This window comes from Arthrobacter sp. MYb221 (assembly GCF_002979835.1).
Classification (GTDB): Bacteria; Actinomycetota; Actinomycetes; order Actinomycetales; family Micrococcaceae; genus Glutamicibacter.
This window is the reverse complement of sequence record NZ_PCPW01000005.1, coordinates 251,340-261,734: the sequence shown is the minus strand read 5'-3', so window position 1 is coordinate 261,734 and position 10,395 is coordinate 251,340. Positions and strand designations below refer to the sequence as shown.

The following is a 10,395-nucleotide window of genomic DNA, read 5'->3' as shown; positions in this document are numbered from 1 at the left end:
CGATGGCCGAGGGAATCCGATAAAAATTTGTAAAGCATGTCGCGACTCATCTGTAAACGATGTCTCGACTCTTCACATGGCGGAGGATAGGGGATTTGAACCCCTGAGGGCGTTAACCCAACACGCGTTCCAGGCGTGCGCCATAGGCCGCTAGGCGAATCCTCCTCAGTTTGCTCCGTGGAGCAGGTACCAGCATATCTAAATATCTCCACAATCACGAATCGAGAGCCTTGTGGGTTCAACTACACGTATTTTCAGCAAAAAATTGGCGAAATTTCGGGGATTATCTAGTTTATCCACATCTGGCGCTCGTCCGCCGAAGACCCTATCCGCGGCGCTGGATACTTAAAACATGAACAAACGAGAGGTATTTCATAGCGGCGATGATCCTCATCGGCTGCATATCAGTCCGCCGGGCACCAGAACCGATCCAGGTACCGACGGCGTGTGGGCTGCCCACGTTGAGCAAGAAACGATCTTCGCGAAGCTAGCAGCAACTATCAAGAGCCTTCATGAGCAGGGCAGGGCAATCGAACCAGCCACTGGGCTCAAGCAACTGGAAACCCTTGGTCGGATACGCAGTATGTTGGATGCGGCAGAAGCTGCTTTACTGGCCGATACCTACGAGCTGACTAGCAAGCAAGCCGCCTTGTCCGGCACTCAGGACCCTTTAGTCGAAGACACTTTGCAAACGCAGTCTGCAGTGCATTTCGGAATTGATCCCGAAGCGGAACCTTTGGTTCGTTCGTCATTCATTTCCGAGGCATCTGGTGCACTGCGGCAAAGCGAACGCATAGTCCAAGGCAAATTATTCAACGCCGAGGGGCTTCGTCACCTCTGCCCCGATACCTTGAACGAGCTAGGAAAGGGCGCCATCACCACCAAGAGCGCCACGGAGATCGTTCACCAGGCGCAGGACCTTGAGCCCGAGAACGTGCAACAGATGCAAGAAGTACTCTTGCCGATCGCTCGCACCGGCTCGGATCGCACGGTGAAGGATCGTGCTCGCAAAATGCGTGAACGTTTCTTGCCAGAACCTGCGGAGACGAGACATGAAAAAGGGCGTGAATCTCGTTCGGTGATCTGGTGGCCGGAGGCCGACGGCATGGCCGTGCTTCAAATTCGACTTCCAGCCGAGGATGCCTTGGCAATCATCAACACCATCAACTGGCACGCCACGAAACATGATGACCCTGATGATCTGCGCAACGAGCAACAACGCCGCGCCGATATTTTCCGGGACGCTTTGCTCGATGGCTGGCCGGCCGGAAACGGCACTCCGCTCAAAGCGCGGGTGGCCTTGACCATCCCCGCCTTGCAAATGCTCGCAGATCCGACTCGAACGTTGGCCGATCTGGAAGGCTACGGGCCAATCGCCCTAGGTGCAGCCTTGCGACTGGCAAAGGATGCTCCTTCGCTGATGACGGTGCTCACCGACCCTTGGTCCGGTGCCGTCATCGACGTCGGGCGAAAGAAGTACCGCCCAACGAAAGCCCTCAAGGACCTCCTGCGATTACGGGATAACCACTGCAGGTTCCCTGGTTGCAACAGACTTCCGGATTCCAGTGAAATCGACCATGTCGATGACTGGGCCAAAGGCGGGCATACGAACCGCGACAACTCGCAGCTACTGTGCAAGCGGCACCAAATGTATAAGCACGCCTTAGGCTGGCAGGCCACATACATGGCCGACGGTTCGGTCAATTGGCGTTCGCCGAACGGAATCTTGCAGGTTGAGCTACCGGGTAGCGTCACCAGCGTGCAGAACTTCGACTTTGAACGGAGCCAAACCCCGATGCTCCCCGCCTCGGAATTGCCTGCTCGAGTTCGCCGGATTCTAGGTTGGTTTGACCCGCCGGATTCGAAAGCCGGGTGACATAGCTTCCTTCCTTTCAGGGGTTGGATTGAGAGCAAGCGCACGGCTACCGATTTTCATCCACCCCCAACTTTCGGGTAGTATCTTCTGTGACCCCTCGTGTGGTGTCATCCTGTTGAACTCCCCCAGGACCGGAAGGTAGCAAGGGTAGATGGGCTCTGGCAGGTGCATGAGGGGTCTTTGATTTTTCTAGCAAGCCGAATGGAGTTCGCGTGGGCGTTGGTCGTTTCGCCCCAAGCCCGACCGGGCAACTCCACCTGGGCAATCTGCGCACCGCAATTCTTGCTTGGCTTTTTGCCCGGTCCACCGATCGGCAATGCCTTCTGCGCATCGAAGACCTTGACCGAGTGCGCTCCGGCGCCGAGGAGCAACAGCTTTCGGAGTTGGCTTCCATCGGCTTGGAGTTCGATGCTCCCGTGGTCCGCCAAAGCGATCGCCTCCCCATTTATCTCGAAGCAATCCAAGCTCTTCGCGAAAACGGCTTGGTCTTCGAGTGTTTTTGCACGCGCAAAGACATTTCAGAGGCTGCCAGCGCGCCGCACGCGGCACCCGGCGCCTACCCCGGCACGTGCCGAAATCTCACTGCCGAAGAACGTGCCGAAAGGGCCCGACAACGTCCGGCCGCTCTGCGCCTTCGTTCCACGGTTGATCAGTTCACCATTCACGATGAGCTTTTCGGGCCGTACACCGGCGTGGTGGATGATTTTGTGTTGCTGCGCAATGACGGCTCCCCCGCTTATAACCTTGCAGTGGTCGTTGATGATGGCGCCTCCGGCATTGACCAGGTTGTTCGCGGTGACGATTTGCTGTCCTCCGCCCCACGCCAGGCATACCTAGCGCAGCTGCTCGGATTGCCTATTCCTACGTACGCCCACGTCCCGTTGGCATTGAACGTTCAAGGCCAACGTCTGGCTAAACGCGATGGTGCGGTTACGCTCGAAGACCTTTCCGAAAAAGGACTAAATGGCGCACAGATCCGCGCCTACTTGTTAGAGTCATTGGGCTTGCCCGGCACGTCTTTGCAGGCCGCTTTGGACTCCTTCAACCCTTCAGCTTTGCCTCGCGAGCCTTGGGTCGTAGAACCAGAATTTATTGTTGACCAGTTGATGCCTCCGGCATCGCACAACCGATAGGGTACCGGTGTGAGTACAGCGCTTTATCGCAGATACCGTCCAGACACTTTCGCCGAGGTCATCGGGCAGGAACATGTCACGACCCCGTTGATGACTGCGTTGGAAAAGAACCGGGTCAATCACGCGTACCTGTTTTCCGGTCCGCGCGGTTGCGGCAAAACGACCAGCGCACGCATTCTGGCGCGTTGCCTGAACTGCGCGCAGGGGCCGACTCCTACCCCGTGCGGAACCTGCCCCAGTTGTGTCGAGCTGGCAAACGGCGGCCCCGGTTCCTTGGATGTCATCGAGATCGACGCCGCCAGCCACGGTGGTGTCGAAGACGCCCGTGATCTGCGTGAACGTGCGACCTTCGCACCTACCCGCGACCGCTACAAGATTTTCATCATCGACGAGGCCCACATGGTCACCTCGGCGGGCTTCAACGCCCTGTTGAAGATCGTCGAAGAGCCACCACCACATATCAAGTTCATTTTTGCGACGACCGAACCGGACAAGGTCATCGGCACTATCCGTTCGCGCACCCACCACTATCCGTTCCGCTTGGTGCCGCCCGAGGCACTGCTGGCATACCTCAAGACGCTCTGCGAACGCGAAAACGTAGTGGTCGCCGACAGCGTGCTTCCGCTGGTGATTCGCGCCGGCGGCGGTTCGGTGCGCGACACCCTCTCGGTGCTAGACCAGCTGATGGCTGGTGCCCGTGAAGGAGGCGTGGACTATGAGACCGCCATTGCTTTGCTCGGCTATACCCATTCCACGCTGCTCGATGAGGTCATCCTCTCCCTGCACGAGGCCAACGGCGCTTCGCTCTTTGGCGCCATCGACCGCATCATTCAAACCGGCTTGGATCCGCGACGTTTCGTTGAAGATCTGCTGGAACGCATGCGCGATCTGATCATCGCCAAGGCGATGCCTGAAGGCCTGGAGAAAATTCTGCGAGGCACCCCAGCCGATCAACTGGAGTCGCTGCACATGCAGGCCTCGCTGGTCGGCGCCGGTGAACTGAGCCGTTGGGCCGATGTGACCAACCAGGCGCTGACCGAGATGACCGGCGCGACCTCTCCGCGATTGCACTTGGAACTGTTGGCGGCGCGTTTGATGCTGCCTGGAGCGGAAAACTCGGCGAGCTCTTTCGCCGCACGCCTCGATCGCTTGGAACGTCATACGATGACCGGCGGCGCGCTTCCAGAGCTCCCGGAAGGCGAAATGCCAACGCAGTCATCGGGCGTTGTCCCCTCCCCCGCGGCGGCCCGCCAAGGAGCGGCCGCGGTACGCGAGGCCCTTGCCGCCGCGAAGTTGCGCAATGGCGGCGTCGAGCCGGCAGCCCAGGAACAGTCCTCCGCCGGCACTCCCGTAACGCCGGCGCAGCAGCCCAGCGCCTCCCAGCCCCAGACGCAGCCGACCGCGCCAGCTCAGGCGCAGCAGGAACAGAAAGTTGCCCCTAGCGAGCAACAGAACGTCCAGCCGCGGGAGCAAGAACCCGCGCCACGCGAACAGCAGCACCAGGAAGCACGAGCTCAACAGCCTTCGCAGGCGCAGCAACAGCCAGGTCAGCCTCGCGAACAGCAGCCGCCGGTGACGCAAGAAGAGCCAGATATTAACGCTCCGCTGGATCCGGACGCCGCCCGTTCACTCAACACCGGCGAAGCGGCCGATTGGGGAGCCACCTGGGGCCCGAAGGAAGACTTGAATCCGGTCACCACTCCGGTGCAGCCGGGTCCGAGCGTTCCCGAAGCTCGTCCGGAAGGCGTCGCGCCGTTCAGCCTGGTTCCAGATCCGGCCGCAGGGGAAGACTTGTCCTTCGGTACTGGTGTTTCCATCGATGACGTGAAGCAAAATGCGGCGATGGCCGAGTTCACTCGCCGTGCGGCTGAAAATCGTCCTCAGCAAGCCCCGCAGCAGGTTGACCCTCGCCAGGTGCAACAGCAACAGCCGCAGCAAGATCAACAAGCTCAACAAGCTCAAGGCCAAGCGCAGCCTCAGCAGCAGGCGCAGAACCAGGCACAGGAACAGGCAGCCCACGAGGCACGCCGCCGCGCCGAGGAACAGGCAGCTCGCGAGCAGGCCGAACAACGTGCCGCAACGGAACGGGCCGAGCAAGAAAAGCTCGCACGCGAGCAGGCCGAGCAACGCGCCGCTGCAGAACGGGAAGCTGCAGCACAGCGTGCTGCCCAGGAGAAGGCGGCACGCGAGCAAGCCGAAGCGCAGCAACGCGCACAAGCCGCTCGAACTGCCCAGCAGCAGGCGCCACAGCAACCGGTCCAGCAATCCACGCCGCCAGCACAGCAGTCGCATGCTGCCGGGGCATCGGTTCAGCAGTTCCAGCAGGCCTGGCCGGCGGTCTTGGAGCAGCTGCAGTCAAGCTCCCGAGTGCTCCATTCCATGGTCGCCAACTATGGTTCGGTCGCCGGTTTCGATGGCCGCACGCTGACGATCGCGTTCAGCAATACCGGTCCAATTGTGAATCTGCGCAATCGTCCGGACATGATGCAGATATTGGTAGGCATCCTGTGCCAGGTGGCAGGCCAACAGATCGAAGTCGTACTTGCCGAGGGCGGATCGGCACCCGCCGGTGGTGGTTCCCCAAAAGGTGAACGCCGGCCAACACCGGCGTCCTCCCCAGCAGCAGCCACCAACGTACAGGCTCCGATCGCTGGGGTAGCGCCCAACGCTCCGTCGCGCCCGCAACCAGCCAGCGCTCCGGCTCCGGCTCCGGCTCCGGCTCCGGCTCCGGCCAGCAAGCCATCGCCATCAGGTGATTCGGGGTACGTCAGCAGTTACGACGATGTGCCGCCTCCGCTGGACGAGCCGTATATGGACGAGCCCCCGTACCCCGACGACGGGTACGGCACGTCTGGCAGCCCAGCGCCGCAGGCTCCCACCGTTCCGGCGACGGGCTCAGCGGCAAGCCCGCAACCAGCAAAGCCGCAGGAAGCTAGCGCATCATCCGAACTCGCTGCGGCCGTGCTGGAACCCGTGGCCCCAGCGCCGCGAGGTACCGCTCCGCGCTCCTTTGACGGCCCCCCGGTGGCCCCGCGTCCCCGGCTGACCGCCGGGCTCAGCGCACGCCAGGCAGAGGTGGGAGCCCCGGTAATCTCGCGTCCGGTTTCTTCCACACCGTTGCATCCGGGCAGCACCACCGACACCTTCGAGTCCAAGGCGATCCGCGAGCCGGAGCCGGAGGCACCAACGCCGGCACCGGTTGCCCCCGAGCCTGTTCGGGTGGCGCCGCCGAAGCCTTCCGTGCAGCCTGCCACCGAGTCCGCTCCCGCATGGGGCGCACCCGGCGAACCGGCCGAGCAGCCAATTGCCGAGGCCCCGGCGCCGACCGCCGGACAGCGACTCAGCCGCTACCAGCAGCTGATGAGCCAGGCCAAGGACAGCGCTCCGGCAGTGCCGGTGGAAAGTTCCGCCAGCAACTGGGGCACGCCGGATCGCGCCCAGCCTCCGTCCCCGGCACCAGAGCCGGAGGAGTTCACGCCCAGCGAAGACGACATCGAGGTCGAGGATTCGGCACTCATCGGCGTCCCCGCGGTAGAGCGGCTGCTCGGCGGCATGGTCATCGAGCAGCGTGACGTTAACGGAAATGTCGTGGAAATTAAGCGCGGGCTCTAACTGCCAAACTGTCTAGGTGAGACACTAGGGTATAGGACGGTGGGATACCACCGCAGGCCAATTATGGCACCGCAAGATAAATGGACGTTTGAGCTGTCAGGAAAGTGGGCATTAGGTGTACGAAGGTGCTGTTCAGGAACTGATCGACGAGCTCGGTCGGCTACCCGGCATCGGTCCTAAATCGGCGCAACGCATCGCTTTTCACATTCTCGATGCCGACGCCGAGGATATGACGCGCCTCGCCGCGTCCATCCAGCAGGCCAAGGAGAAGGTCCGCTTCTGTGAGATCTGCTTCAACATTTCCGAGCAGGACACCTGCGGGATCTGCCGCGACGAGCGCCGCGACACCAGCCAGATCTGCATCGTCGAGGAGTCCAAGGACGTGCTCGCCATCGAGCGCACCCGCGCCTTCAATGGCAAATACCACGTGCTGGGTGGCTCGATTAATCCGATCGCCGGGATCGGCCCGGAACAGCTGCACATTCGTGAGCTGGTCACCCGCCTGGGTGACAGCTCGATCACCGAGCTGATCCTCGCCACCGACCCGAACCTGGAGGGCGAGGCCACCGCAATCTATCTGGTGCGTCAGCTCAGCCCGCTGGGCATCAAGATCACCCGTCTGGCTTCTGGCCTGCCCGTGGGCGGCGACCTGGAGTACGCCGACGAGGTCACCTTGGCCCGCGCCTTCGAAGGGCGACGCAACACCATCGCACCGAGCACTTCACGGGCCTAGGTTCCCTGCCACACGAGCATATTTCATGCTGCCCGGTCCATCACCAGATGGTCCGGGCCTTCTTGTCTGTGGACTCAACCACATTGGTTGATAATGGTCAACTATCGGCATATAGTTGATATCAGTCAACTTTATCTTTGAGTCCTTTGGAGTCCGCATGACCGCAGTAGCACCGGTCGAAAAACCCAAGATGAGCCACCGGCAGATCATGCAGTCGCTGACCGGTCTGCTTATGGGCATGTTCGTTTCAATCCTTGCAGGCACGGTAGTGTCCAGCTCCCTCCCGGTAATCGTCTCTGACCTGAACGGCAGCCAGACGGCGTTCACCTGGGTGGTTACCGCCACCCTGCTTGCCACCACAATTTCCACCCCGATCTGGGGAAAGCTCGCCGACCTGGGCAACCGCAAACTGCTATTGCAGATTGCCCTGGCCATGTTCGTGCTTGCCTCCGCGGCCGCCGGCTTCGCGCAGAACACCGAATTCTTGATCTCCATGCGCGTGATCCAGGGCCTGGCAGGCGGCGGCATGGGCGCGCTGAGCCAGATCGTGATGGCAGATATCCTCTCGCCGCGCGAACGCGGCAAGTACATGGGCCTGTTCGGGGCCGTTATGGCGCTGGGTACCGTCGGCGGGCCGCTGATCGGCGGCTTCGTCACCGACACCATCAACTGGCGCTGGAACTTCTTCGTCGCGCTGCCTTTCGCCGTCGTGGCAATCATCTTGATCCAGCGCACGCTGAACCTACCAGCCATCGCCAAGCGCAAGGTCCAGATCGACTACCTAGGCATCATGCTGCTCGCCTCGGGCGTGGCAATGCTGCTGATCTGGCTTTCCATGGGCGGCAGCCAGTTCGAATGGAACTCGGCCACCAGCTACCTCATGGTGATCGGCTCGATCATCCTGCTGGCAGTCTTCGTGCTCGTCGAGTTCAAGGTTGCAGACCCGCTGATCTCCCTGCAGCTGTTCAAGAACCGCACCTTCACCTTCGCGGTGATCGCCTCGCTCGTGGTGGGCATCTCGATGTTCGGCACCTCGGTGTTCCTCAGTCAGTACATGATCATGGCCCGTGGTGCCACCGCCACCCAGGCCGGTCTGATGACCTTCCCGATGATGGCCGGCCTCCTGGTCGTCTCCACCATCGCCGGCGCGCTGATCTCGCGTTACGGCAAATGGAAGGCCTTTGTGGTCACCGGTGCCGTACTGCAGGTTATCGGCCTGTACCTGCTGGGCACCATCCACTACGACACCGCCTTCTGGCTGGTGGGCCTCTACATGTTCATCCTCGGCGCGGGCGTAGGCCTGGTCATGCAGAATATGGTGCTGGTGGTGCAGAACTCGGTGGATCCAAAGATCCTCGGCGTCGCTTCCTCAGCGGTCACCTTCTTCCGCACCTTGGGCGGCACCGCAGGCACCGCCGGGCTGGGCGCAATGCTCGCGGTCACCATTCCGAATATGATCGCCGAGCGCCAGGGCGAGCTGACCAACGCCATCGCCTCGCTGGGCGACAAGGCCGCCGAGGTCGGTGCGGCGCTGAACTCCGGTTCCCTGCCGACGATCTCCACGCTGCCCGAACCGGTGCGGATAATTCTCGAATCGATCTACGGCGATGGAGTGGCAGGCTTGTTCGCCTTGGCCGCGCCGCTCGCGCTGATCACCGTCGTCGCCGTGATCCTGCTGCCTAACCAGCACTTGAACACCAAGACCAATACCGAGCGGCTGGCCGAGGAATCCGACGCTTCTCCCACCGCGGATACCGTCGCCTAGCCATCGTGGATACCTTGGATGAAGCGCAGCCGGAGACCCGGCGCGGGGTGCTATTCGACGCCGCCGAGCAAGAACTGTTCACCTTGATCTCGGTGACCGCCAAGTCGCGTCGCACCCTTGCCGCCCGGCTCGATGAAAGACTGCCGCCCGCGGCGGTGCCGGTGCTGGGAATGATCCTCAAATGCCAGAGCATCACGCAGTCCGAAATTTGCGAGCACCTCATGACGGACAAGGCCACACTTTCCCGCCTGGTCACGCGCCTCGAAGAGCTCGGACTGGTCAGCAGGCAGGTCGATGAAGCCGACCGCCGGGTCTCCAACCTGCTGCCCACCGAGCTGGCCAAGGAACGCTGGCGCGGATGGCTGCAGTCCTGGCGCGACGGCTTGCGCGAACGCATTACGCAGTGGTCCGACGACGACTTGGATCATCTGGTTGGCTTGCTCGGCAGGCTCAACACGGATTTGCGCGAACTGTGAACCATTGGCGTGGAGCCGCGGCCTTCGGTGAAGGCTGCGGATCCACGCCATTTGCGCGCCCGGATCGGCTGATGACCCGGCAGCGACCTTGGCCGCCAGGCTACATGCGGGCTGGTTAGTCCTTGGCTGCAGTGGCTACACTCGTTTCATGGCAATCAAGGGCAGCAATATCGAGGCAATCGCCAAGGCCACCGGCACCGGGTGGGACCAATGGGTCAGCCGGCTCGAAGCGGGCGGAGCCAGCGAGCTGGCGCATAAACCGCTCGCCTCGCTGGCCTACGAGATGATGCCCGCCAAACTTTCCAATCCCGGCTGGTGGGCCCAGTCCGTGGCCATCGCCTACGAGCAGCACATCGGCCGCCGGGTCCCGGGCCAGTCCAGCGACGGCACCTTCAAGGGCTCCGTCTCGGCCACCATGGCCGCCGATCTGGACGGCGCCCTGGCTCGCTGGGTGGAAGCCGTCGGCGTGCGAACCGACTTCAACGGCGCGCAGCTGGTGGGGGAAGCCTCCGTCAGCGGTTCGGATCGATGGCGGTATTGGAAGGCCGAATTCAGCGACGGAAGCCGGGTGAGCGTGAACATCTCGCTCAAAGGCGACAAGGCAAGCGTAAGCGCTGAGCATTCACGGCTCTCCAACCCTCAGGTATTGGATGGCTGGAAGTCATTTTGGCGACAAATCTTAGCCACAGCGCGCAAATGACCCGCATTTCCAGGCATCGAAACACCAAAGGCTAGGCAATATGACCAATGGTTACCTTCACAACTAGGTGATGCACCCGCGGTACTGACACAATTATCTA

The 10,395-nt window shown here is 61.7% G+C and carries 7 protein-coding genes, 1 tRNA gene and 1 other RNA gene; 8 read left to right on the top strand and 1 reads right to left on the bottom strand.

Annotated features, from left to right (window positions below):
* Window positions 1–77 precede the first annotated feature (77 nt).
* Window positions 78–165 (bottom strand) — tRNA-Ser (locus CQ015_RS08825).
* A 187-nt stretch (window positions 166–352) separates the two neighbouring features.
* Here CQ015_RS08825 and CQ015_RS08820 point away from each other — a divergent pair.
* The 8 genes from CQ015_RS08820 to CQ015_RS08785 all read left to right on the top strand — a co-directional run bounded on the left by CQ015_RS08820 (window position 353) and on the right by CQ015_RS08785 (window position 10,295).
* Window positions 353–1,876, top strand: a complete 1,524-nt coding sequence (locus CQ015_RS08820) for an HNH endonuclease signature motif containing protein (RefSeq protein WP_105553496.1) — start codon at window positions 353–355, stop codon at window positions 1,874–1,876.
* Between the two features lie 88 nt (window positions 1,877–1,964).
* Window positions 1,965–2,061, top strand: an RNA gene (ffs, locus tag CQ015_RS08815) — signal recognition particle sRNA small type.
* A gap of 27 nt (window positions 2,062–2,088) precedes the next feature.
* Entirely contained in the window at window positions 2,089–3,009 is a 921-nt protein-coding gene (gene gluQRS, locus CQ015_RS08810; protein WP_105553497.1) for a tRNA glutamyl-Q(34) synthetase GluQRS, read from the top strand.
* 9 nt (window positions 3,010–3,018) lie between these two features.
* Window positions 3,019–6,621: a DNA polymerase III subunit gamma and tau gene (locus tag CQ015_RS08805; RefSeq protein ID WP_105649903.1), complete on the top strand. Its 3,603-nt coding sequence runs from the start codon at window positions 3,019–3,021 to the stop codon at window positions 6,619–6,621.
* A gap of 115 nt (window positions 6,622–6,736) precedes the next feature.
* Entirely contained in the window at window positions 6,737–7,354 is a 618-nt protein-coding gene (recR, locus tag CQ015_RS08800) for a recombination mediator RecR (protein ID WP_096285593.1), read from the top strand.
* A 157-nt stretch (window positions 7,355–7,511) separates the two neighbouring features.
* The gene (locus tag CQ015_RS08795) at window positions 7,512–9,119 is read left to right on the top strand and encodes a DHA2 family efflux MFS transporter permease subunit (RefSeq protein ID WP_258133992.1); all 1,608 of its coding nucleotides are present in this window, start codon (window positions 7,512–7,514) and stop codon (window positions 9,117–9,119) included.
* Window positions 9,120–9,124: 5 nt separating this feature from the next.
* Window positions 9,125–9,595 (top strand): MarR family winged helix-turn-helix transcriptional regulator, encoded by a 471-nt coding sequence (locus CQ015_RS08790; RefSeq protein ID WP_105649902.1) that lies wholly within the window; start codon window positions 9,125–9,127, stop codon window positions 9,593–9,595.
* 148 nt (window positions 9,596–9,743) lie between these two features.
* A complete protein-coding gene (locus tag CQ015_RS08785; RefSeq protein ID WP_105569749.1) occupies window positions 9,744–10,295 on the top strand; it encodes a hypothetical protein in 552 nt (183 codons plus the stop codon).
* Window positions 10,296–10,395 lie beyond the last annotated feature (100 nt).

What these genes read in the sequence shown, in the direction of transcription:
- CQ015_RS08785 (WP_105569749.1), top strand. Translation starts at nt 9,744, where the DNA reads ATGGCAATCAAGGGCAGCAATATCGAGGCAATCGCCAAGGCCACCGGC.
- CQ015_RS08820 (WP_105553496.1), top strand. Translation starts at nt 353, where the DNA reads ATGAACAAACGAGAGGTATTTCATAGCGGCGATGATCCTCATCGGCTG.
- CQ015_RS08795 (WP_258133992.1), top strand. Translation starts at nt 7,512, where the DNA reads ATGACCGCAGTAGCACCGGTCGAAAAACCCAAGATGAGCCACCGGCAG.